The organism is Cognatundibacterium jejuense (genome assembly GCF_014284255.1).
In the GTDB taxonomy this organism is placed as follows: domain Bacteria; phylum Pseudomonadota; class Gammaproteobacteria; order Burkholderiales; family Burkholderiaceae_D; genus Undibacterium; species Undibacterium jejuense.
Genome location: NZ_JACOFV010000015.1, coordinates 34,053 through 56,713 on the forward strand (window position 1 = coordinate 34,053; position 22,661 = coordinate 56,713).

Annotated in this window: 26 protein-coding genes; 9 read left to right on the forward strand and 17 right to left on the reverse strand. The window is 45.8% G+C overall.

Features of this window, described 5'->3' with window-relative positions:
• Nucleotides 1–56: 56 nt before the first annotated feature.
• Nucleotides 57–551 (reverse strand): redox-sensitive transcriptional activator SoxR, encoded by a 495-nt coding sequence (gene soxR, locus H8K32_RS15415; protein WP_186913441.1) that lies wholly within the window; start codon nt 549–551, stop codon nt 57–59.
• A 78-nt stretch (nt 552–629) separates the two neighbouring features.
• On the opposite strand from soxR, the gene H8K32_RS15420 reads away from it, so the two are divergent.
• Together H8K32_RS15420 and H8K32_RS15425 are read left to right on the forward strand one after the other, a co-directional pair.
• Complete coding sequence (locus H8K32_RS15420) at nt 630–1,136, forward strand: flavodoxin family protein (protein WP_186913442.1); 507 nt, start codon at nt 630–632, stop codon at nt 1,134–1,136.
• Nucleotides 1,126–1,929, forward strand: a complete 804-nt coding sequence (locus tag H8K32_RS15425) for an arylamine N-acetyltransferase family protein (protein WP_186913443.1) — start codon at nt 1,126–1,128, stop codon at nt 1,927–1,929. Before H8K32_RS15420 ends, H8K32_RS15425 begins: the two co-directional genes overlap by 11 nt.
• Nucleotides 1,930–1,972: 43 nt before the next feature.
• Here H8K32_RS15425 and H8K32_RS15430 read toward each other — a convergent pair whose 3' ends face one another.
• From H8K32_RS15430 to H8K32_RS15450, 5 genes are all read right to left on the reverse strand, one after another.
• The gene (locus H8K32_RS15430) at nt 1,973–2,164 is read right to left on the reverse strand and encodes a helix-turn-helix transcriptional regulator (protein ID WP_186913444.1); all 192 of its coding nucleotides are present in this window, start codon (nt 2,162–2,164) and stop codon (nt 1,973–1,975) included.
• A gap of 1 nt (nt 2,165) precedes the next feature.
• On the reverse strand, nt 2,166–2,552 hold the full coding sequence (locus H8K32_RS15435) for a hypothetical protein (RefSeq protein ID WP_186913445.1): 387 nt from the start codon (nt 2,550–2,552) through the stop codon (nt 2,166–2,168).
• Between the two features lie 323 nt (nt 2,553–2,875).
• Nucleotides 2,876–3,136, reverse strand: a complete 261-nt coding sequence (locus H8K32_RS15440; RefSeq protein WP_186913446.1) for a hypothetical protein — start codon at nt 3,134–3,136, stop codon at nt 2,876–2,878.
• A gap of 4 nt (nt 3,137–3,140) precedes the next feature.
• Nucleotides 3,141–3,596 (reverse strand): group I truncated hemoglobin, encoded by a 456-nt coding sequence (locus tag H8K32_RS15445; protein ID WP_186913447.1) that lies wholly within the window; start codon nt 3,594–3,596, stop codon nt 3,141–3,143.
• Nucleotides 3,597–3,649: 53 nt separating this feature from the next.
• Entirely contained in the window at nt 3,650–4,459 is an 810-nt protein-coding gene (locus tag H8K32_RS15450) for a DUF3034 family protein (RefSeq protein WP_390313036.1), read from the reverse strand.
• 319 nt (nt 4,460–4,778) lie between these two features.
• Between H8K32_RS15450 and H8K32_RS15455 the strand changes: the two genes are divergently transcribed.
• Nucleotides 4,779–5,363: a sigma-70 family RNA polymerase sigma factor gene (locus tag H8K32_RS15455; RefSeq protein WP_186913449.1), complete on the forward strand. Its 585-nt coding sequence runs from the start codon at nt 4,779–4,781 to the stop codon at nt 5,361–5,363.
• Nucleotides 5,360–6,091: an anti-sigma factor gene (locus H8K32_RS15460; protein WP_186913450.1), complete on the forward strand. Its 732-nt coding sequence runs from the start codon at nt 5,360–5,362 to the stop codon at nt 6,089–6,091. The genes H8K32_RS15455 and H8K32_RS15460 overlap by 4 nt, the downstream gene beginning before the upstream one ends.
• A 108-nt stretch (nt 6,092–6,199) precedes the next feature.
• On the opposite strand, the gene H8K32_RS15465 is transcribed toward H8K32_RS15460, so the two are convergent.
• Both H8K32_RS15465 and H8K32_RS15470 read right to left on the reverse strand, forming a co-directional pair.
• Nucleotides 6,200–6,988, reverse strand: a complete 789-nt coding sequence (locus H8K32_RS15465; protein WP_186913451.1) for a helix-turn-helix transcriptional regulator — start codon at nt 6,986–6,988, stop codon at nt 6,200–6,202.
• Nucleotides 6,989–7,025: 37 nt separating this feature from the next.
• Complete coding sequence (locus H8K32_RS15470; protein WP_186913452.1) at nt 7,026–7,571, reverse strand: kinase inhibitor; 546 nt, start codon at nt 7,569–7,571, stop codon at nt 7,026–7,028.
• Nucleotides 7,572–7,973: 402 nt separating this feature from the next.
• Between H8K32_RS15470 and H8K32_RS15475 the strand changes: the two genes are divergently transcribed.
• Nucleotides 7,974–9,365 carry a cytochrome C gene (locus H8K32_RS15475; RefSeq protein WP_246447405.1) on the forward strand — a complete coding sequence of 464 codons (1,392 nt, stop codon included), beginning with the start codon at nt 7,974–7,976 and terminating at the stop codon, nt 9,363–9,365.
• A 40-nt stretch (nt 9,366–9,405) separates the two neighbouring features.
• Nucleotides 9,406–10,047 (forward strand): c-type cytochrome, encoded by a 642-nt coding sequence (locus H8K32_RS15480; RefSeq protein ID WP_186913453.1) that lies wholly within the window; start codon nt 9,406–9,408, stop codon nt 10,045–10,047.
• A gap of 118 nt (nt 10,048–10,165) precedes the next feature.
• Here the strand turns inward: H8K32_RS15480 and chrA are convergent, their stop codons facing one another.
• Both chrA and H8K32_RS15490 read right to left on the reverse strand, forming a co-directional pair.
• Nucleotides 10,166–11,371: a chromate efflux transporter gene (chrA, locus tag H8K32_RS15485; RefSeq protein WP_186913454.1), complete on the reverse strand. Its 1,206-nt coding sequence runs from the start codon at nt 11,369–11,371 to the stop codon at nt 10,166–10,168.
• An 11-nt stretch (nt 11,372–11,382) separates the two neighbouring features.
• Nucleotides 11,383–12,138: an AraC family transcriptional regulator gene (locus tag H8K32_RS15490; protein ID WP_186913455.1), complete on the reverse strand. Its 756-nt coding sequence runs from the start codon at nt 12,136–12,138 to the stop codon at nt 11,383–11,385.
• Between the two features lie 113 nt (nt 12,139–12,251).
• Between H8K32_RS15490 and H8K32_RS15495 the strand changes: the two genes are divergently transcribed.
• The gene (locus tag H8K32_RS15495) at nt 12,252–13,055 is read left to right on the forward strand and encodes an inositol monophosphatase family protein (protein WP_186913456.1); all 804 of its coding nucleotides are present in this window, start codon (nt 12,252–12,254) and stop codon (nt 13,053–13,055) included.
• A gap of 13 nt (nt 13,056–13,068) precedes the next feature.
• Complete coding sequence (locus H8K32_RS15500; RefSeq protein WP_186913457.1) at nt 13,069–13,323, forward strand: hypothetical protein; 255 nt, start codon at nt 13,069–13,071, stop codon at nt 13,321–13,323.
• Nucleotides 13,324–13,407: 84 nt separating this feature from the next.
• Here H8K32_RS15500 and acpA read toward each other — a convergent pair whose 3' ends face one another.
• Nucleotides 13,408–14,835: an acid phosphatase gene (gene acpA / locus H8K32_RS15505; RefSeq protein WP_186913458.1), complete on the reverse strand. Its 1,428-nt coding sequence runs from the start codon at nt 14,833–14,835 to the stop codon at nt 13,408–13,410.
• 143 nt (nt 14,836–14,978) lie between these two features.
• On the reverse strand, nt 14,979–15,926 hold the full coding sequence (locus tag H8K32_RS15510; protein ID WP_186913459.1) for a cation diffusion facilitator family transporter: 948 nt from the start codon (nt 15,924–15,926) through the stop codon (nt 14,979–14,981).
• 319 nt (nt 15,927–16,245) lie between these two features.
• Here H8K32_RS15510 and H8K32_RS15515 point away from each other — a divergent pair, with 319 nt between their 5' ends.
• The gene (locus H8K32_RS15515) at nt 16,246–17,121 is read left to right on the forward strand and encodes a c-type cytochrome (RefSeq protein WP_186913460.1); all 876 of its coding nucleotides are present in this window, start codon (nt 16,246–16,248) and stop codon (nt 17,119–17,121) included.
• Nucleotides 17,122–17,291: 170 nt separating this feature from the next.
• Here the strand turns inward: H8K32_RS15515 and H8K32_RS15520 are convergent, their stop codons facing one another.
• The 5 genes from H8K32_RS15520 to H8K32_RS15540 all read right to left on the reverse strand — a co-directional run bounded on the left by H8K32_RS15520 (nt 17,292) and on the right by H8K32_RS15540 (nt 22,526).
• On the reverse strand, nt 17,292–17,525 hold the full coding sequence (locus H8K32_RS15520) for a hypothetical protein (RefSeq protein ID WP_186913461.1): 234 nt from the start codon (nt 17,523–17,525) through the stop codon (nt 17,292–17,294).
• A 315-nt stretch (nt 17,526–17,840) separates the two neighbouring features.
• On the reverse strand, nt 17,841–19,406 hold the full coding sequence (locus H8K32_RS15525; protein WP_186913462.1) for an HD domain-containing phosphohydrolase: 1,566 nt from the start codon (nt 19,404–19,406) through the stop codon (nt 17,841–17,843).
• Nucleotides 19,407–19,675: 269 nt separating this feature from the next.
• Nucleotides 19,676–20,536 carry an ABC transporter permease gene (locus tag H8K32_RS15530; RefSeq protein WP_186913463.1) on the reverse strand — a complete coding sequence of 287 codons (861 nt, stop codon included), beginning with the start codon at nt 20,534–20,536 and terminating at the stop codon, nt 19,676–19,678.
• Nucleotides 20,533–21,399: an ABC transporter permease gene (locus H8K32_RS15535; RefSeq protein WP_186913464.1), complete on the reverse strand. Its 867-nt coding sequence runs from the start codon at nt 21,397–21,399 to the stop codon at nt 20,533–20,535. The genes H8K32_RS15530 and H8K32_RS15535 overlap by 4 nt, the downstream gene beginning before the upstream one ends.
• Before the next feature lie 8 nt (nt 21,400–21,407).
• Nucleotides 21,408–22,526 (reverse strand): ABC transporter ATP-binding protein, encoded by a 1,119-nt coding sequence (locus H8K32_RS15540; RefSeq protein WP_186913465.1) that lies wholly within the window; start codon nt 22,524–22,526, stop codon nt 21,408–21,410.
• Between the last annotated feature and the right edge of the window lie 135 nt (nt 22,527–22,661).

Here is a 22,661-nt window from a genome sequence, read left to right on the forward strand (position 1 = left end):
CCTATTTTGCTAGCGACAAGAGTGGATTAAAGTAGATGGGCGTTAAACAAACAGGTTTAAATTGCTTTTGATTTTACGCCGGGCTTCTTTTTATCTGATCCCAGTAATCGCGGGCCGCTACCTTGTACCGATAGTTCATCTTCAGGGTTACGAAGTGCACATGCTTGTAGCGACAAGCAACCGCAACCTATGCAGTTGCTCAATTGCCCCCTCAATTCCAGTAATCCGGCAATTTTTTCGTCAAGCTCAACCTGCCAGCGCGCTGATAAGCGCTTCCAATCATTTGCATTCGGCGTTCTGGCTTGTGGCAAATCGGTTAAATTTTCTTTGATTGATGCCAGTGAAATGCCGATCCGTTGTGCCACCTTAATGACTGCCACACGACGTAAAGTATCCCGTGTATATCGGCGTTGATTGCCAGCATTACGCGTGCTCTGGATTAAGCCTTTGGCCTCATAAAAATGGATGGTTGAAATCGCTACACCACTGCGCGAAGCCAGCTCACCAACAGAAAGCAAACGCCCTTTATCGTTGGCTTTTAACGTCGACATAATAATCCTTGACCTGAAGTTAACTTGAGGTTTTACACTGACTTCTTTGAAAACTCAAGACTTAACGGGAGAACAGGCATGGGTACGGCAATTATTCTTGGTACTTCGCGACCGCAAGGAAATACTCATCAGTTGGCAATGTACGTTGCGGATCGTATCGCTGCAACGCTGTTTAATTTAGCGGACCATGATATTGCGCAATATGACTACGAACATAAAAATAGACACGATGATTTTTTACCCTTAATAAAGCAGGTACTCGGCTTTGATAGGATCTTGCTCGCATCACCAGTATATTGGTATGCGCCAAGTGGCATCATGAAAATATTTCTTGATAGGCTGTCTGATTTAGTCACGATAGAAAAAGAACTCGGACGTGCTCTCAGAAATAAACAAGGCGGTTTGCTTGCCACCGGTTGTGATGTGATTTTGCCTTCCTGTTTTGAACAGATATTTGAATTGACTTATCAGCATCTCGGCGCCAGGTACTTAGGTATGTTGTATTGTCCTTGCAATGATCAGATTGATATTGGTGCGAATAAAACGACGTTTGATACGTTTATCGGGAGCTTACATGTTGGATGATCAGCAGGTCGCATTGTATCTGGAAAGGATAGGCTACCGCGATAGTCGGAAGTGTGATCTTTCTGTGTTGAATGCACTGCATACAGCACATATGTTGAGTGTCCCATTTGAAAATCTTGATATTATTCTCGGTCAACAAATAAACCTGAACCTTGATGCTTTGTTCGATAAAATTGTCTTAAAGCATCGTGGTGGATTTTGCTACGAGCTTAATACTTTATTTCGCGCACTATTGTTAAGGCTGGGGTTCAAGGTCAGATTTTTGTCCGCACGCGTATTCAATGGCAGTCATTATGGTTCGGCTTTTGATCACATGCTCTTGCTCGTTAATATTGAAAATGTTGATGTGATTGTTGACGTCGGGTTTGGAGATTCGTTCAAACAGCCGTTGCCATTGAGTGGTGCAGCTCAAACGCAAAACGATGTCAGCTATTTTCTAAAAGGTGAGGGAGGTGAATATATTTTGCATAGAGAAAAAATTCTTTCGCATCCTGTGCCGCTTTATCGCTTCTCAGCAGACGTTCACGAGCTTGATGCTTTTGAACAGCAATGCAACTTTCATCAAACATCTCCGGAGTCGCATTTTACCCAGCACGCGCTTTGCTCGGTAGCGACGTCGTATGGTCGGCAGAGCATCAGGGATGGTTATTTCATCGATACCTGCAAGGGAATACGCAATGGATATCAAATTAAAAGTGAAACTGAATATCGTTTGATACTGAAAGATAAATTTCGAATGTCACTTCACGAAGACGCCAATTTTTCGATATTCTTCGGAGTAAACCCGATCTGAATTTTGAATTGCTTACATCCGATTCGTATTCAGAGCGGGCAATTTAGTCTACCTCAAAAATTTTCTCCAAAGGTAGCTTAAATAATTTCGCAATGGCAAAGGCAAGTGGCAGACTGGGGTCGTATTTACCGGTTTCAATTGCATTGATGGTTTGTCTTGAAACCTGAAGCTGATCGGCCAGGTTGGCCTGACTCCAGTCCTGATTTGTGCGGAGTTCGCGGATAATATTTTTCATGTCAGGCATCGAGCTTTTTACGCAAACAAGCAATGATGCCCCAGCCACCCATAAAAATGCCCCAGATGACAAACATGCTCAGCCTTGGAAAACCTATGCCTTCCATGAAACCATAGGTCAGACTGAAGATCGCAGTTAAGCCACCAGCCATGGCAAGATTTTCTAAGCTCCATTGACGCAAATATTCATCAATTCGCCTGAAATGGCGCACTATTGCCCATAAGGAGAAGAGTACCGGAATCATAGGACAGAGTGCGATCAGCAAACGTAATATGCCTGCTTGCATGTCTCTTGCAATCCACACACTGGTGAATAGCACGACAAGATAGATAGCAATAGATCCAAATAATTCCCGGAAATAGATTTTGTTGACTGTTGATTCGTACATCGTTGCCTCCAATATTCAAAAGAGTGGTTCAAATGAGCTAAATTAGCTGTGTCTAAGCGAGTTTGTATAGACGGTACCAAAAGAAAGTAATGTCAAACAAACTTGACATGTATGATCAAAAAAATTGCAGCTCTTTTCAGTGCTGCAAATACTAACATCAAACTTTTCGTCGCGATTCGATGTAAAGTATGCTTTACATCTTAGGGCAGTAAAAATGTAATGTCAAGCATCCTTTACATTGCTTGCATCTGAAATTTAAAGATAATTATTTTTATCAACTGCATCATGAAGGAACAATGTTTTAAAGATGGAAATCCCGGCGGTTACTTGATCGCATTGGAAAAAGAAGTTATTGATCGGTTAAATGGCGCTAGGGCGGGAACGGTTACTGGAGGCACAGTACCGTGTGAAGGAGTGGCGTAGACAATCACGTCTGACATGGGGTTGCCTTTTTTATCCAAGGCTGTAGTGACTACTTCAGTGGCACCTACTGACTGTGTCAGCGCCACACCCAAAGATAGGAAAAAAGCGGCAAAAATTCTGCCGCTACCGATTTGTTTCAATACTCTGGTAAGCATCGTCATCTGCTTACTTCGTGACAACCACGCGTTGCATTGGTGCCAGTTTAGCGATCAATTTATTTTGTATGGATGAGGGAATATCATGCTTATCCATCGCTATTTGCAAGTCTTCTGCGAGAGCATTAAATTGAGTGTTGCTAATGTTCATACCTTCATGCGCGCTATTCATATCTTTGCCGCTATATTTGCATGGGCCGCCACTGAGTTCACAGAACTGTTCTGTCAATAAAAATCCCAAACGTTCTTTATCGGCATTCGCAAATGCTGCGCTAATGCGATCATCGGTCGTGATGATGCTAACAAAATCTTGCATAAAGCTGGCAATACCGGCTTTTTGGCCTAAACCTTGATAAACCGCGTCGGCACCAGAATCAGCCAGTGCATTGATGTGTACGGACAGACTTAAAGCTGCGACGCTGCATGCAACAGAGATCGCGCTAGTGAAGGATGAGAAGTTTTTCATTTGAATTTCTTTCTGAGAAAATAGTCGCTAAAAATAAGAATAAAAGTCCTTGATCAGAAACCTGTTTGCAAGGACAAATACCAGCCATGCTGATCTTTAGGATTGAAAATCGTGATGTCACCCAGACGTGCGTACGCCGCAGTCACAGACACATTTTTAGTTGGAAACCACGCAACGAATGCGTCGTAGTATGCCTTCTCGTTGTCGACATTGAGATTATTAGGCTTCATGCGGTATTCGATGCCGGCAACCAGTTTGCGGTTAATCAGATACGCAGCAGATCCTTCAAACATGGCCTGGTAGCTATCTTTTTTATCGCCACCAAAACCGAGTATGCCCATTTGATTGGCTTTGGTTAAGCGAACTGTGCCATTGAGCAGCAAGCTTTGATCTAACAGGATTTTGGTTGCAGATGCGTAGTAATCAATGCCGTGGTCATCAGATGCGCCCAATTGTTTGACGTTAGTCACCCCAAGTGCTTCTAAACCTGCAATGCCGTTATTCCGTTTATACATCGCACCTATCGCCACTTGCGGCATCCAGCTACCCTGATCATAGACCGCGTCACCAGCGACTTTGACTTTGATACCAACGATGTCCTGGCGAATCTTGAGGGCGTTTAATGGTGCCAGGCTGCCAGTGAATTCCTGATTCGCTAAAGAAAATTCAACGCGGTCGGCGACACCAACGGCAACGCCATAGGATGTCAGACCATAGTCCTGTGTTGAAATACGAGTAGCATGCGCATTACCACCGTAGCTATCGCGTGAACCATAGCCAGTGATCAGTGCCCACGGCGTAATGCCACCACCACCGGCACCTTCTACGCTGCTGACACCGCCAGTGGCGGTTAATTTACCCATATCTGGTTTGCTGAATTCTTGCGCATGCGCTGTTTGTGCGATGAGTGCTAATCCAGCCAGCAGGCTGGTGTAACGTAAGCCTAGTATCAGTTGCATCATTTTTCCTTGGATTTTCGTCTGAAAACATCGCTTAAGCGTTTGAAGCTACTCAATCTGCGATGACCTGATAACTGATACGCAGCGAAAAACCAATTGGATTCAAGTTTTTTTAAAAAGCTGAAAATATTTTTGTTTGTGTGGTTTCGTGCGCATGGCGTGAATGAATGGGTAAAAATCTCGTTACAATTTCTGCCAACATAAATATTTTTTGGAGAAGCGATTGACTCAGGCAACTTCCGATGCCAGCCAGTTACATCACTGGTTGGCTGCTATTGCGAAACAAGATGGGCGTGCATTTCAGGCTTTATATGATGCGACATCGGCGAAACTGTTTGGCTTTGCGCTGCGTATATTGAATAAGCGCGAGCTGGCAGAAGAGGTATTGCAAGAAAGCTATGTCAATATCTGGAATAATGCCGCCAATTATCAGTCCAGCCTTGCAGCGCCGATGACATGGATGGTGACTATCGTCCGCCATCGCGCAATTGATCAATTACGTCGCATTGACCATGACGTAGAAATCGATGGAGAGGATTTTGATATGGGTTTGCTACACACATTAGAAAGCAAAGAGCCTACGCCGACCCGACATTTGGAATTGAGTCAGGACGCACGTGCCTTGTCGTCGTGTATGTCGCGTCTGGAAAATACCCATCGACAAGCAATGGCACTGGCGTTTTTTCATGACCTGTCGCACTCGGAAGTGGCGCAGCAGTTGAGCTTGCCGATAGGTACAGTGAAAACCTGGATCCGGCGCGGTCTGGGTAAACTGCGATTGTGTCTGAATTCCAGGGAGGCATCATGAATCTACAAAACTTAATGGCGAACTCCCGGCTGCAACAAAAGCTTGCGGCGGAATATGTGTTGGGTAGCTTGCGTGGAGGTGCGCGGCGCCGCTTCGAATACTGGTTGAAACAAGAGGCCACACTACGCCACGTCGTTCGGCAATGGGAGGCACATTTATTGCCGATGGCAGAATTGACCCCTGCGATTGCGCCCCCACCTCAGGTATGGGAGCGCATTCGCCAGCGCGTTGGGATCGCTGTGCCTGTCCATGATCGTTGGCGCTTCTGGCGCGAACTGCGCCAAGATTTGGCGTTCTGGCGTGGTCTTGGTATGGTATCAACTGCGGCTGCAATGATTTTAGTGTCGGTCTTGTTTAGCACGTTAGAACGTCAACAAAATGGCGCGGTCGGTAATCAATATGTGGCGACTTTGACGGATGAGAAGGCGCAAGCCATCGCTTTGATTACTGGCGACAAAAAACGCGGTGAATTGGTCGTCAAGATGGTGAGCGCCCAGTCGATTCGTGCTGATCAAAGTCTGGAATTATGGTCGATTTCTAAAGAGGGCAAAGTACATTCACTGGGTTTGATCGCCAGTGCTGGTCAGGTGACGGTGCGGATGCCGGAACACATGCTCAAACAGGAGCAGGCTGTGTTGGCTATTTCTCTGGAACCCAAAGGTGGATCAGCTAATCCGGAGAAGCCATCAGGTCCTATTTTGTTTAAGGGGCAATGGTTGGTGATTTAGTTGGTGATTTAGAACGAGGATCGTAGCGAGGGAATTGGGCTAAGAGTTCAGTCCCTCGTTAGATTTCGCGTTATAACAATCGTGACTGATCAGCTTGCTTCACATCAGCTACATGCTCTTGCGCAGTTCACTTGGCGTGATGCCGTAATGTGAACGAAAACGATGTGAAAATCGTGATGCTGAAGCGTAGCCGGTTTCGATGGCGATTTCTCCAATCGCTTTCGATGTCGTTTGCAACAAATTTAATGCCTGGCCAAACCGGACTTCAAGCAAGATTTGTCCGAATTTTTTACCTTCTGCTTGTAGTCGTCGGCGTAAAGTCGACTCGCCTATATGTAGCTGTTGGGCTATTTTGGTGGTACTCCATTCGTAAGCAGGGCGTAGCGCAATTAGGTGCTGTATGCGTTCGCAGAGTGTATCGGCGCGAATGCTGATGATCGGTGAGAGATCGTTATTGAGGCTCAGCGCCAGAAGCACACCCTCAAGATAATGTTCCTGCAAACTGTCTGGTGCTTGCGCTGCAATACTCGCCATTAGTTGACGCCATGCTTCTGTAGTGTGTGTATCGACTTTGCAACGTAAATTGTTTTCGAGTGGTTGACGCTTAGTGATCAATAATTGATCGCCATAACGTTGGCGGAAGCGCGATATCAGTTGCGGTGGAACGCTGACCATTTCTGCCAGATAGAGATCTTTGTCAGGAATATTGCTGACGGTGAATTTCATCCCGGCAGGAAAGAGTAACAGCTGTTGCGATTCGATATCCAGGAATTGTTCATCCCATATAACTTGTTTGGTCCCATGCTTTACCAGGCATAGCGCTGGCAGGATGCTGGAAACCTGCCGCAAGCTATGTCTTTTGTTGGCTTTGACGACCGTTAAATCAATCGCAGGCATGGCAGCTTACCGCGTGAGATGTCATGCCCATATCAAGTTAACGTCCGTAAGTTGCAGTGATTGATGCTTTGGCGATGACATTGGCGTTCAACATATAACCGACCATAGCGCCACTTGCATGTTTATCAATCGGCAAACGATCCGTCTTTAATGCCCAGACAGTAAATTGATAGTGATGTGGTTTATCTCCAACTGGTGGGCATGCACCGCCGAAACCATTAGTGCCAAAATCTGTCAGACCTTGTACGGTACCTTTTGGTAATTTGCCGCCTTTGCTGCCTGCACCTTTAGGCAATTCCGTCACGGTTGCCGGAATGTTAACCAGCGTCCAGTGCCACCAACCACTACCGGTCGGTGCATCAGGATCATAAGCGGTAATCGCAAAACTCTTGGTTTCCGCTGGCGCACCTTGCCATGCTAAGGAAGGAGAAACATTGCCGCCTTCACAGCCAAAACCTTTAAACACTTGTTCCGCACTTAAAGTCTGACCTTCTGCGATGTCTTTGCTGCTGAGTTTGAAATCATCAGCCAATGCGGTACCCGCTAAGCTCAATAATACAGAGAATAAAACGCGCGTTTTCATCGAGGTATTCCTTTCAAAAGTGAGTTGCTAGTGTAGGCCTTAAAAGAAAGTCGTGTTGTGCCAAAACGCTCATTTTATATGCGATTTTGGTCAAAAACGTCCAAATTTGTACATCGTGATCACTACTTTGCCTATTTTTTTTAGAGAGCGAAGCAACCAGCGTTTTTCCAACATTGCGAGCATTCTCACTGAAAAACAACTGACCCCTAGGCAACTTGGTGTTGATTAGGGCTACTTTGATTTGCATCAATTGATTTTGCTGTTTCAAGCCTATGCTGAAATTAGTGCATAGGATTAGTTATGTGTATTTATTATTTTTTGAATACGCTTTCCTGGCTCATTGCATAGAAATTAACCATCTGGTCGTTTCAATGTTACCCAAGATTTAAGACGAGGTCATCAATGAGTAAAGTTCTGACTACCTTTCGTGCTGATCACTCTCTAGACGTGTATATCTTTGGATTGGTTGCTTTGATCATGCTGATGATATCTGGCTCAGCCCACGCTTTACCTACTTTTGCCCGGCAGACTGGACAGTCCTGTGTTGCCTGCCATGCGGGTGGGCAATATCCTGAGCTTACACCTTATGGTCGCTTGTTTAAACTGACTGGATATACCTTGGGCGAACGTCCTGCAGTGCCACTTTCGGTGATGGGCGTGGCAAGCTATACCAAAACCATCAATGCTGATCCTTCATCTGACTTTCCAAAAAATGCAGCCGCATTATTTCAGACTGGCAGCGTTTTTCTGGCTGGAAAAATCACTGACAATATCGGCATGTTCGCTCAGGCAACCTACGACAACTATGCCAATCAGGATCCAAACACCAATCAATGGAGCGGGCATTCGCATTCCGACAATATTGACGTGCGTTATTCTGATCGCTTTATCAGCAGCGGGAGTGACCTGATTGTTGGGCTCAGCCTGAACAATAATCCATCCGTTGCCGATGTCTGGAATACGGCACCAGCATGGATACAATACGTGCCAACCAAATTCGGTTACACAGGTGCCAGCGCTGCACCGATGATGTCACAGTTAGGGCAACAAGTCGCCGGTCTTGGTGCCTACGTGTTCTGGAATAAAACACTCTATGCAGAGTTATCTTTGTACCAGACCGCCAAAGGAGCATTCACCATCCTGAAGTCAGGCAATGATATCGGTAACCGGCTTAGCGGCAGCAATCCCTATTGGCGTTTGGCTGCAAGTCATGAATGGGGGCCACATAATATGATGGTGGGCATGTTTGGCATGAATGCTGATGTGTATCCAGATCCCACCAATCCAACCGGACCGACTACCCACTTTCGCGATCGTGGTATCGACGCCCAATATCAGTATCTACTCGATGATCACACTTTTACGGCACAACTGAGCTATATCCGTGAATCGAGCAATGGCGGTGACGTGACAGGTGTGGCGAGTAATAGCAGTAATACCTTGAACCAGTTGCAAATCAAAGGCAGCTATATTTATCGCGCTAAATATGGTGGTAGCTTCACTTATCGCCAATCCACTGGAAGTTCGGACGCCACACTTTACGCAGGCTTGCAGGACGATGGAACCGGAACGGGAAATATGATTCCGATTCCAGGAAGCGGGAGTATCACCAACAATCCCGATACCAGAATTTTGATTCCCGAATTGTTCTGGATGCCGGTTCAGTATGCGCGAGTCGGTTTGCAGTACTACAAGTTCAATCGTTTCAATGGTGCCAGCAGCAATTACGATGGCGCCGGACGGAATGCGAAAGATAATAATACCCTGTTTGTTTATGTGTGGGCTGCTTATTAAGCGTGACGTCGATTGACGATTAACACCATGGGAGAAAAACGTGAAACACAAGTCAATCTATGCACTGATGCTGACCGCTTTGTTTTTAAATGCCTGCGGCACCCCAGAGCGCTCGCGCTCTCTGGTTACTCAGCATGTCCCGACTAAAACGATAGTGATGCAGCTGTGTTCGAATTGCCATGGAATGACCGGCAATTCGAATTCGCCAAATTTTCCTAATTTGGCAGGACAACCAGAGGCATATCTGATATCGCAGTTGCAAGGTTTTCGCGCTCACACACGCTCCGACAAAGATGGCTATGACTATATGTGGGGCATTACGGCAAACCTGAGCGATGCGCAAATACAAGGACTGGCAACCTATTTTTCAGAGCAAACAGCGCAGACATCAAAGAACGTTTTCTTGCCTGAGAAGCTAGCTCGTGGGCAGGAAATTTACGAACATGGTATCCCGGAAAAAGAGGTACCTGCCTGCGTTGCATGTCACGGTGCCAAGGCGGAAGGAAATCAAATTTTTCCTCGTTTAGCTGGTCAACATTCTACGTATCTGCTCAAACAACTAAACGTGTTTCAAAACACGGAACAACGCCCCAATGGCGCGATGATGAAGGGTGTATCACATGCGCTGACCAAAGAAAATATGGATGATGTTTCGCATTATCTTGAGTCGATGGGGAGTTAGGTTCAATGGTAAAAATGTTGATTATCGCATCGCCTGAATGTGGTGGCTGGTACAACCCGTCAAGCAAACCTCATGGGTTTAACTGAAGAGTTTCGCCTCAATCTTAGAAGATCAATTCTCAGGACAAAAAAATCCCTGAAAAAATCACCGTGATTAATACCGCCAACCACGCCGGCAGCCTTGCCAACGTCAGCAATGCAAGTGCTCCCGCCGCGACTAGAAAGTCGCTGACATTGTGTATCGCACTCGTCCATACCGGATGATAAAAAGCAGCGAGCAGCATACCAACAACGGCAGCATTGATGCCTAGTAAAGCATTTTTTAAATACTGTTGATGACGCAACCTTTCCCAAAAAGGCAGGGCACCAATGACCAGTAAAAATGCAGGTAAAAATATCGCTGCCAAGGCAATCGAGGCTCCCAAACAACCGGAAGGAACTTGGTTGGAACTTGCGCCCAAAAATGCAGCGAACGTAAATAGAGGCCCCGGCATTGCCTGCGTAGCACCATAGCCCGTCAGAAACGTCGCTTCTGATACCCAACCACTTTGTACAACTTGTGACTCCAATAATGGCAGCACCACATGACCACCACCAAACACCAGTGCACCGGTGCGATAGAAATTGTCGAATAGTGTGACTGGGTAGGACTGAGCAGCCTTGGCCAATAAAGGCAAAGCGATGAGTAAAGTAAAAAATAAAATCAGAGCAATGGTCGCGGTACGCTTGGAAATAGTGGCATTTTCTTCCTGCTGACTATTGTCAGGTGCAGCTCGTAAAAAGCACATACCGATCACACCAGCGAAAGCAATCACAAGAATTTGCCCGATCGCTGGAGGCAGCAGTATTACGCCCGCAGCAGATAGCAAAGTGATGAGTGCGCGTTGCCAACCCGATGAGAAATTTTTCCCCATCGCCCACAGTGCTTGTGCAACAACCGCCACAGACACTAATTTAAAACCGTGCAACCAGCCTTCACCCCAATGACTACCAACTTGCGCGTAGGTCAGCGCAAACAAAGTCAAAACAATCGCAGACGGCAAAGTAAAACCAAGAAATGCCGCCAGCGCACCCGGAATACCGCCACGTGATAAACCCAATGCAATCCCCATCTGACTGCTTGCTGGCCCCGGTAAAAATTGGCACAGCGCTAGCAGATCAGCATATCTTTTGGCATCGAGCCATTGACGTTTTTCAACGAACTCTGTGCGAAAAAAACCGAGGTGAGCAATCGGGCCACCAAATGAGGTACATCCCAGGCGTAAGAAGATCTTAAAGATAGTCCAGACACTATTGGATGTTTTTTGTACTTCCTGATTTGTCATCGAAGTTTGATTTATTTGGTGAGATAAGATTGTGCTGCCATGCCAGATTGTTCCAGCCAGGCTTTCGGAGTGCAAGCTAAATATTGACGGAACACTTTGATAAAAGCACTAACGCTTTGATAGCCCATGTCCAGAGCAATTGTGGTGACTGGTAATCCAGCACTGAGTTTTTCTAAGGCCAGCAGCAAGCGCATTTGTTGCCGCCAGTGTCCTATGCTCCAACCCGTTTCTTGTTGAAATCGACGCGTCAGGGTACGCCGTGACATACCAATTTTCTCGGCCCAACCATCAAGATTAGTTTCATCGTCAGGCTGCTTTAGTAAGGCCTGTGCCATCCTTAGTAAGCGTGGATCAACAGGCATTGGAACGAACAGTGTTTGCGCAGGAAGTCGATGTAGCACATCTGCAAGAACTGCAATGTAGGCAGGGTTTTGTTGATGGCACTGATGTTCACTGATTTCTGCAAGTAGTGAGGCAAGTAGTGGTGAAGTACGAACGACTTTCAACTCGGTGGGCATTTTTTTTCGGCTAAAGGCTTCGGAGAAATACATGCTTGTACCCCTCATATCACCGTGCACTGTAGCACCGTGTAGCATCTGTGGCGGCACCCAACCGACGCATCCGGAGGGCATAACCCAATGCTGGTTTTTGGTCACGACGCTGACCAGTCCGGAATGCACCAGAAACAACTGTCCCTGCGAATGTGCATGTGGTGACGAGTCTTCGAGTGCGCTGTGAGCTAAGTGGCGAACATCAAGTAAGTCCATATTAATTGCTTAGGAGATAAATTGGCCTGTTCGAGATATTGAATGACATTATAGCGTTAGCAGGCAAGTCTGGGTATTAGCACAATAAGCACTCCTTCAACCCGGAGAACAAAATGAAAACGCTGATTGAACAAATTGATCCTAATACCATCACTGCCCTACTTATTCGCCATGGTGCATGGCTCTTGCAGCAGCAACCAGCATCTGCGCCCCGTGATCTGACAGCCATGCAAGACACTTTTGAACGATGTTCAGGTACTGTTTTACAACAACTTGAAATGGCTTTGAGTGGTCATTGGCCAGAAATACCTTTCTCACATGCAGAGTTTGATCCAGAACAGCAAATCAAGCCTGAGCATCCCGCCTACTGGATTTGCGATCCTATTGATGGTGCTGTGCAATTTTTGTCCGGCTTGCCGCTATGGACATTGAGTCTGTGTCTGGTCATCGATGCAAAACCTGTTATGGCCTTCGTTTATGATCCAGTCGCTCATGCGATGTATCACGCACTCGCTGGTCAGGGTGCATTTTGCAATGGGCGACGTCTGCAAGTGAGACACCGTGATCAGTTAAGTCTCGCTGTATTGGGTACTAGTTTTCCAAATTATCCACAGCGCCCACAATCTGAAATTGATGAATTTCTTCACTTACTATCGAAAGTGATTCCACAGGTTTTTGCGCAAAGATGGATGGGGCCAAGCTCACTGAGTCTGGCGCAATTGGCTGAAGGCAAATTGGATGGCTATTGGGAAACTGGACGCAGTTTATATGATTGGTTGCCAGGTATCTTGATTGCGCAAGAGGCCGGAGCGATTTGCTCAGACATCAAAGGAGAGAAGTTGGATTGGAGCAGCGATGGCATCTTATTTGCCAGTCCGGTAATTTATTCAATGCTGTCAACGATTCTTAAGAAATAAATCTGGAGCTAAAATGAAACCGAACGATATTTTAGCGGATCAGGATAATACGATAGTGATCAATGAAGTGTTGGTGCGCAAAGGTAGTGTCGGTGCGTTTTTGATGAACTGGCGTATTCTGCAAGATCCAAACCAGCTAAGCGCACATGCACAGGCTACCAACGATTTGCTGGACTTAATCCCCGCATTGAGCGCGCTTGGTTTGTTTGAGGTGTTGGCACCGCGTGATCCTACCCTAGCGAAATTGGTACAAACTGGCGCAAGTTAAACAAGAAAAAAGAGGGGCGTAGTGAGTGCCGTCCCCTCTTTAGATATCTAAAAATCAGAGCTGGGTAGTGCCAGCTATTAAAGCTTAGTTTTGTAACGCGCCAGTCAAATCACCTGCTGTTTCACGTACGCCTGGTAATGGTGCCAGTTTAAAGCGCTTAGTGATCAACTTAAGAATCGACGTTGTATCGTAAGGCGTGCTATCGATGTAACCACGTTTTGCATACGGCGAAATAATGATAGCCGGAATGCGGTTGCCTGGTCCCCAGCGATCGGCCTTTGGCGGTGCGACGTGATCCCAGAAGCCACCGTTTTCATCGTAAGTAACGATGATCAGCATGTTTTTCCATTGTGGGCTGGCTTGCAGTTTTTTAACCAGATTGGCAATGTGTTCGTCACCCGACATCACATCAGTGTAACCGGGGTGTTCATTCAATTCGCCTTGCGGTTTGTAGAAGGTCACTTGCGGCAGACGGCCGTGCTCGATATCGTCAAATAATTCCGCACCATCTTTGAGATGTTCAGCGCGGTCTTTAGTGCCTGGTGCAAAGCGCGAAAAATAGTTAAACGGCTGATGATGCGGTTGGAAATTAATTTTGCCGCCGTAGATTTGCGAGCGATCTGCTAACGCCTGATTCCAGCCACCTGCGTACCATTTCCAGCTGATAGTTTTTTGACTCAGGGTGTCACCAATGGTGGTTTGAGTTTGTGGTGGTAGCGGGTGTTTGCTGCTATCGGCTAATGCAGGGTCATTCGCTGATGGAATGCCACTAGGCTGGTAACTCGACTGTAAAGTATTCACACCAAAACCATCGGGGGTCACGCTACCGTCCTGGAATTGCGGCGCACCTGTTAGTGGGTCAGTAGGAGAACCTGCTTTCAATAGCAAGTTGCCTTGAGCATCAATTTTTGCACGCATAGAATCTGGCGCATCCTTGAATACCGGCGTACAAGCACAAGCGAGCCATATGTGGTTCAAAAATGAACCGCCAAAAGCACCCATAAAAAAATTATCTGCCAGGGTATATTCCTGAGCGATTTTCCACATCGGCAGAGACGCGCCGTTGTAGTGTCCCATACTCAAACCACCAGCGTCAGAGATCGCCGCAAAACGGTCATTTTTCCCACCATTGATTTGCATTTGGTTTTGATAAAAGCGGTGTACCAGATCAACCGTTTTTTTATCTAAGCCCTGGTTGACAGGCGCCGCATCAATACTGAAAGGCATGTTAGGCATACCCTGAGGGAAATCCTTATTTGCCACGCCAGGTTTATCCCATGTCGGTGGCAATTGTGTCAGTGGTTTTCCCTGCATATCGACCTGCGTATAACGTTGTTCCGCAAATGCTCTACCGATTCCGTTTGCACCGGGGAACATACCGTACAAATTGTCGAAGCTACGATTTTCGCCATAGATAACGACAATGTTCTGGATTTTTTCTATGCTACTTGCGGCAACTGTTGCCGGGGCAAATGCGCTTGCCAGCAAGGCTGGAATCAGGAAAATTTTCATGGATTTCGCTCGGGAGTGAAAGGAGGCAACATTCTAATTCTAATTGATGAATGCTTGAAGAACTGTCGTGTCACTGGAATTTGATCTTACGGAAGAAATAAAAAAGCCCGGAACGTCTCCGGGCAAATTCATTGTGTCGCAGATCAGGAAGTTTCAATTGCATGGTCAAGATCTGGTCGCTTCCATGGATCAATATGCGTCATCAAATTGAGAACCCGGTGATGTTGCATGACACGTTTTCTGGCTTCAACGGCAATGTCGTGGCCTTCTTCTACCGTGATTTCTGCATCCACTTCGATGTGTGCATCTACCACGATCATGTCGCCCATTTTTCGTGTATTGACGTCATGCACACCGATAACACCGGGTGTTTCTTGCAAGGTGCGACGTATTGCTTGCACCTCTTCGTCGTCAGCGGCTCTGTCCATCAAATCGTTTAAGGCTTCCCAGCCGAATTCCCAGCCCATTTTTGCTACCATGAAACCAACGATGGAAGCCGCAATCGGATCTAAGATCGGATAGCCTGCGAGGTTGCCGATAATACCTAATGCGACCACCAGCGAAGATGCTGCATCAGAACGCGCATGCCATGCATTTGCGACTAATAGGCTCGATTTAACCCGATGTGCGACGGCCAGCATATAGCGAAAGAGCAGTTCTTTAGAAACTAATGCAAACCCTGCCACCCACAATGCCAGCGTATGCACTTTAGGCACGGTTTCTGGAGATTGTAGTTTTAAAAATGCCGACCACAACATGCCTAAACCAACCACCAGCAATATCAACCCTAACGCCAGTGAGGCTCCGGTTTCAAAGCGTTGATGACCGTAAGGATGATCTTCATCGGCATCTTTTTTACTGTGATGACCTGCCAGCAAAACCACGAAGTCTGCAATCAGATCGGATAAAGAATGGATACCATCGGCAACCAAGCCTTGTGATTTACCAAAGATACCTGTAGCAATCTGGGCCGTACTTAAACACACGTTAACAGCAACGCTGGTCCAGGTGCTGCGCGACATCGCTGCGGCGCGTTCAGTTGTCCCATATTGCGGGCTGTCGTGTTCATCGTGATGATCAATATTTTTCATAGTATCTAAATCTGAAAGAGTGCGCCTGGTGATGCAAAATAATCGATTGTATTGGCCTATTTTTCAGGCGCCATTGTATGGTGCTTAACTCCGTCTTGCATCAAGTTTTATCGATAAATTGAAATATTTTTTGTTCGATGAAGACTGATTCTTATTTAGAAAAAGGAAGGATTCTTATTCGATTTTTTATAGCAATGTTGGGACGTAAATTTTACGCAGTAATACTAAATTATTCTGATTCTCAAACTGTTCAGGCAAGATGCCGTATTTTTAAAATAGAGCGATAATGCACATATCTTTTTTCACTGCTGGTTAAAACATGTACACATTATTCTTGCGACGCTCCTTACTGTTTCCAGCGCTCAGTTGTTTAGTGCTGGCCGCATGCTCAATATTGAACACCGATGTGAACAAAGACAGCATCCGCGGACCAGTTTTACAATTACAACTTGATGCGCAAATAAAAAATCTGAGCCAATCTGAGCTGCTGCATTCTAGGTTAGTGCAAAGCATCGTGATCCCGGACGACGCGTCTTATCATCGTCAGCAGACCTATATGGCTGTGCCTTTATGGTCTTTGGTTGGATCTTTACCGTCACAAGGCAATTTACAATTTACGGCATTGGATGGCTTCGTCGCCACCATACCAAATCAGCTAATAACAAATGATGCAAATGCGGCACAAGCGTGGTTGGCGATAGAAGATCCGGCTCACCCATGGGACGCATTGAAGCCTGGTCAACCAAGTGCCGGGCCATTTTATCTGGTGTGGTTGGCGCCAGAAAAATCACACATCTCTGGCGAACAATGGCCTTATCAGATCGCAAAAATCGCGGTGACGACGCCGTTAGAAGTGCGTTATCCACAATTGCTACCACATGCGGAGGGAGAGTTACAGCTGACTGCTTTGCGGGGTTTGCAAGTATTCACCAAGAATTGTGCGACTTGCCATTCTTTAAATGATGGTGGCGATGCAAAAATAGGTCCAGATTTGAATTTACCTATGAATCCCAGCGAGTATTTTCAAGAAGCTGCATTGCGGCACTTGATTCGTGAACCGGGGTCAGTACGTCGTTGGAGTCAGTCTGTAATGCCGGGTTTTAAAGCCGATATCGTTTCTGATAATGAATTGGACGATTTGCTGGTTTATTTGCGTCAGATGGCAGCACAGCGCAATGGTCTAAGTGTGCGCTGAAAATTTGAAATGATAATGCGACATGCCGGGAGGGGGCAAAGTTGCTCCAAATTAGTATACCTCAGTACAACCTTGAGGGTCGCAACTTGAGGAAAGTCTTGAATACGACGAAGGCGAGCAGCGAAATTGTTATTACGCTGCCTCTTAATATTTGCCAACACAGTTGTTAATCAGGCTTTTACGTTGACTACTTGACCAACAGTTTGGCCACTCGTGTTAACTGATGGCACTGGCGGTGCTGCTTGCGTTGTCTGCACCTGCGGCACTGGTGTTTGCTGCGTTGAATCTTGTTTATTTTTTACATCCTGATTCTGCTGTGCGGCTTTTTTAACTTGTGCTGGATCGGGTTTACTTGTCACAGCTTCACTGCTAAAGCTGTTTGTATTAATTGAGCTGATACTCATTTTTAGCTCCCAAATATACTAAAAGAAATGAATTGCCTATTACTAACATCAGTCAAAGCCAATCTTCGACACAATTTTAGAAGCTTAGTCAACGGAGTTTTATGTCTTTGATATTTTTTTCGAAATGACGAATATCTATTAAAAACACTACCTCTCGGTAATCAGTGTAGGACAAGTTGAGAATTTATGCATGACTGAATCGTGGGTATTTAAAGAAAATCTTTCTTTGAGAAACTAGTATTTTAAACAAACGTCACTTCTGATCGATTGTATGTAGGCAGTGACTTTCAATAGTGATGCATTGGATATGCTTGATCAGTCTTGCTGTCTTAGTGGCAGTGGGAGCGAAAAATATCCCTGTTTAAACATATTTACACAAGCAGCGACAATTTTTGCATTAAGTTGTTTGCCAGATTGCCTTTGAATTTCATTCAATGCAATATCGATTCCCAACGCTGGACGATAAGGCCTGTAGGATGCCATCGCCTCGACAATGTCTGCGACGGCTAATACGCGGGCTTCAAATAGAATTTGATCCCCGTGTAATCCACGGGGGTACCCAGAGCCGTCGATTTTTTCATGGTGCTGATACACAATTTCAGCGACTGGCCATGGAAAAGGCACATCTTTTAGTATGTTATATCCCGTCAGCGGATGCTCTTTGATCAGGCTAAATTCTGCGTTATTCAGGCTTTTTGGTTTGGTTAAAATTTCAATAGGTACCGCAATTTTACCAATGTCGTGTACCAGGGCTGCCATTTGAATGGACTTTAATTGTTCCTCTGATAAGCCAAGTTGCTGTCCAATCGCGCACGCAATGATCGATACCCTGTCTTGATGTCCTGCCGTGTAAGGATCACGATTTTCCATGGTTTTTGCCATTGCTTTAATGGTTTCCAGTAAAGCGTTTGACAAATTGAGCTCCGCAACTTTGCACTTCCTGCGCTCATTTTCGATCAGATCAAAATGAGAGAAAAAATTCAAACCATGGGCAATTTCATCGGCCAGTCGTTCAAAGAGTTCAATCAAGGCAGGTCCGAATGTGCTGGCGTCTGATGAGTAGACCATCAAGGCGCCGTGGCGGTTTTGCTCAAAGACAAAAGGAATCGTGGCACATGAGCGTATGCCAGCCAGCCGTGCTTTTTCGCCCCACGGTTTGAAATTTGGATGCATTTCAACATCATTAAGAACTTGAATGATACCTGTTCGAATTGCTATACCAGTTGGACCTCTCCCATGCGGGGAACGTTCTGACCAGCTGATTTTCAAATCGTCGATATAACTTTTACTGCGACCTGATGCTGCCACAATGCGCACGTCTTTTTCATCGGTATCTTCTGCAATGCCAACCCATGCCAGCGTGTAACGATGCTCATGAGTAAGTGCATCGCATACCGCTTGCATCAGATCTTCACGTGATTTTGCATTGGACAATGCCATGACAGCACTGGCATAGGCAGCTAATTCCCACTTTTTAACCTGAAGTTCAAACTCCGACTGCGAGACATGTTTTAAGTCGCGAAAACTGATAATCAGTATCATTACGTCCTGCACTTCCAAACTACAGGCGAATGAAATCTCTATAGGAATCGCATGACGGTCTTTGTGCTGTAGATGTACATTTTTTAACACTGTGGGCCCTGAAAATTGCTCAATCGCGTTTGCGATAGCAGACTGCTCTTCAGGAAAATGTAGCAAAAAATAGGACTTTCCTATCAATTCCACCGGTGAGTAACCAGTCATTTCCTCAACGGCATGATTGACGTCAAGGACGATACCAGTGTTGCGATTGATGGCAATCAGTGGAAAAGATGAATGCTGCCAAGCGCTCGCGTAGATACCTGAGTCGTTCTTGGTAACGTTTTCGTCTCGCGCATTCATGTGCCCGTCCGTATCGTGGATACAAAAGGTGATGTGGATCGGACATTTTTTAAAAGCTTTTTATTCTGCCCGTTCTTTCAAACAACTTACTTTGTTTAACAAAGTTGGGTGATGAATAAATATTACTTTATTATTAATCAAAATGCAAAATTAAAAATGGTTAAGGCGTACGCAAAACCGCCCGAGCAGCAATATAGATCCTAAACAGTTATTCGTACTATCTTGGTCAACATGCCTTGTTGGGACAATTTTGCATATTTACTATTGGTTTAATTATCGCTTTTTGTTTTGCGAAAATTCATCACCAATACCAACGCTGCAGAAACAAGCATGAGCATCAGACTGATGGCATTTACAACTGGCGTTGCGCCGTCTTTCATGCGGCCATAGATCATCACCGTTAAAGGTGCATCACTTCCGGTCAGCATATAGGTGGTATTAAAGTTTTCAAAAGACAACAAAAACGCAATCATCGCTGCCCCGACCAGCGCGGGACGTAAATACGGCAAAATGATGGTTATAAATATTGCCCAGCGGCTAGCACCGAGATTGAGCGCGGCTTCTTCCAGGCTGACGTCAAAACGTTTCAGACGTGCACTAATCGTTAAGGTGGTAATCGAGGCAATATAAGAAATTTGCCCTATCGTCACCAATACCAACCCGGGACGTAAAAAATCCAGCTCCATGCCTGTCATGTCTTCAACAAATTGCGCGATGTGACTCATTAAGGCAAGAATAGAAATCCCCAAAATTACGCCCGGGATCACCAAAGGTAATAGCATCATGACTGAGAGAACTTGCTGACCCTTAAACTTAAAACGCTCCAATAAAAAGGCATTGCAGGTCCCGAGAAACACACTGATAGCACTGACACAGACTGCTACTCTCAAGCTATAGCCAAGGCTGGTCAGAATATCCTGATCAAAAAATAAGCCAGTTCTGTCACTACTACCATCGGCTAAAAACCAGTCCAGTGTAAAACCATGCCAAGGTGGCATAGGGTAAGCGGCATCGTTAAACGCAAAAGCGATAACAACAATGAGAGGAATAAATAAAAATAGAAAAAAAGCGGCAACATAAGTCAGCCTTAAAGCTTTGATCGTGCCCGATTGATGTATGGTCGGTATCATGTACGCCTCATGACATGAGTAAAGGATTGGCGACTCAATTTTAAGCCGCACCACACCAGGAATGTGGATAAGCCCAGTAACAAGAAAGCAAAGGCAGCGCCTTGTTCCCAATTAAAACGGGTAATAAATTGCGTATAAATTTGCTCGGTGAACCACATGGAATTTTTGCCACCCAATAACACTGGCGTCAGGTAATTACCGAGGGTCAACATGAACACCATAATGGTGCCCGCCGCGATCCCTGGTGCTGCATGAGGAATGATGATCTGACGCACAATATTGGATGGACGACCACCTAAATCGTAAGCTGCTTCAATTAAACTGTCGTCCAGCGTTTCCAAAGCATTGATCAGAGGAATCAGCATAAATAGCAGTGAGGAATACACCAGGCCTAATAAAATTGCTGCGTCGTTGTATAACAACTCTATCGGTTCTGATGTGAGGCCTAAGTGAAATAATAATTGCGGTAGTACACCATTGCCGCGCAATAAAATCATCCAACCTAATGTCCGCACCATTTCGCTGACCCAGAACGGCAGTAATACCATTGCCAGTAATAGCGGCTTAGATTTGCTACCGGCAACTTTGGCGATATACCAAGCTACAGGAAACGCCAACACTAAAGAAATCGCGGTCGCGGAAAGAGAAAGAATGGCGGTGCGTAAAAACGTATGCCAATACAAAGGCTCATCGAAAAATGTCGCATATTGCTTGAGGCTGAATGCGTACTCTTGTGGTGCGACGCGCGTGCGCAAAGAAAGGGTCAGCATTTCCAGATGCGGCAAGAGTATCAATAAGCTTAACCAGATCAGCGCAGGTGCGAGCAGCAACCAGAGTAATAGCGATTTTTGCTTGGTAATCATAGTAATACTCAGGCAGAAAAAGCTTGCACGTGTTCGGCGCTGATCGCCAGATGCACAGCATCACCCGCTTGCAGGTCTTTGAGTTGACCATTTTGTGGCAAGGATACTTGTAATGAAAGTGCGCTATTGTCCAAATTAACCAAGACGGACGAATTGGCACCATCAAATAAAATGCTATTTACATTGCCGCGCAAATGGTTTGCATAGGCTTCACTTGGCAAGGCTTGCTGACTGATGGCGATGCTTTCCGGACGTATGTATAAACTCAATTCCTGTCCATTGCGAAATGCGTGCTGGGAACCGCAGTACAGCGATAAATTGTCGGCTATTTCAGCAGAAATTAAATTTGTCATTCCGGGTAAAGCTCGCCCTGAAAGTTTGTTTGCATTACCCACAAAACCTGCAACGAAGCTGGTTTGCGGACGATAGTACAAATCTTGTGGCGTACCAATTTGTTCGCATTTTCCGTGATTCATGACTGCCACCATATCCGACATCACTAATGCTTCAGACTGATCGTGGGTAATGTATAAAAAGGTGGTGCCGATTTGTGCCTGCAATTGCTTGAGTTCGACTTTCATATGTTCGCGCAATTTCAGATCAAGTGCTCCTAATGGTTCATCCAACAATAATAAAGTCGGTTCTAACACCAACGAACGGGCAATCGCCACCCGTTGTTTTTGTCCTCCGGATAATTGCTCAATACGTTTGTCTTCTATGCCTGGCAAACCGACGCGGCGTAGCATGTCTTGTACTTTATGTTGAATCTCGGCCTTTTTAAGCTGGCGTCTGGCGAGTCCGTAGCCGACGTTTTCGCCCACCGACATCATTGGAAATAAAGCCAGATGTTGAAACACCATATTCACAGGTCGTTGATTTGGAGGAACCGAACGCATACTTTTTCCGCCGACCAGGATCTCGCCTTCATCCGGCTCGATAAAGCCAGCAACCATACGCAATAGCGTTGTCTTGCCGCAGCCAGAGGGACCCAGAATTGAGCAAAACTGTCCTTTAGGAATTTGCAATGACAGTGAATCAACCGCGGTAAAGGTTTGCCCGTTAAGTTGATAGCGTTTAGATACGCCTTGGATATCCAGGTCGATCGATTCTGTGGATGACGTTTGCATAGTGAAAGTTAAAAGTGATTCTCAGCAAAACGAGTGTGCATCAGGCGCGTGTGCTAGATTTTTTTTCGTCTTGCGATAATGAAATTGGTGCTTGAAGTGCGCTGAACTATCGGGAGGGGGCATCAGACTCCCTCC